We start from the raw sequence: 521 nt of genomic DNA on the forward strand, positions 1-521 counted from the left end.
GCACCCGGCGCACCGCCTCGGCGGCGGCCTGCACGGCCGAACGGCGCCGCTCACCAGCCTCGTCGGAGCCGAACGGGTCGGCCGGCCAGGTCGCGGTGCGAGCGACCGCGGTCGCCGGGTTCTGCTCGCCCGGGTCGGCGACGTCCTCGACCAGCTCGACCAGACCGTCCTCGATGAGCTCGACGAGGAACGGTGAGACGGTGCGCGGCCTGGTCGTCGTGTCCCAGCGCGCCGCGGTGAGCAGCAGCCGCTTCCGAGCGCGGGTGAACGCGACGTAGGCCAGACGACGTTCCTCGGCCACGAGGTGGGCGCCGTTGTCGCGGGCGAACGCGGCGAACCGGTCGGCCAGCTCGCGCGAGGTCGTCGCACCGTCGGGCTCCAGGGTCGGCAGGTCGTCGCGGTCGCCGCGCACCGGGTACGGCAACGCGTCGAGCGCGGTGAGCCAGCCGCGGTCCTTCGGTCCGTCCGCGCCGGCGGTCGCGGTCGCCGGGAACACCCCGTCGACCAGTCCCGGCACGGCG

1 protein-coding gene is annotated in these 521 nt (G+C 76.0%); it reads right to left on the reverse strand.

What is annotated here, in order from left to right; all coding sequences use genetic code 11:
• Positions 1 to 521: 3'-5' exonuclease (locus tag F2B26_RS16935; protein ID WP_328698710.1), on the reverse strand; the 521-nt coding region annotated here is incomplete at both ends.

This window comes from Cellulomonas citrea (assembly GCF_009829685.1).
Lineage (GTDB): Bacteria > Actinomycetota > Actinomycetes > Actinomycetales > Cellulomonadaceae > Cellulomonas > Cellulomonas citrea.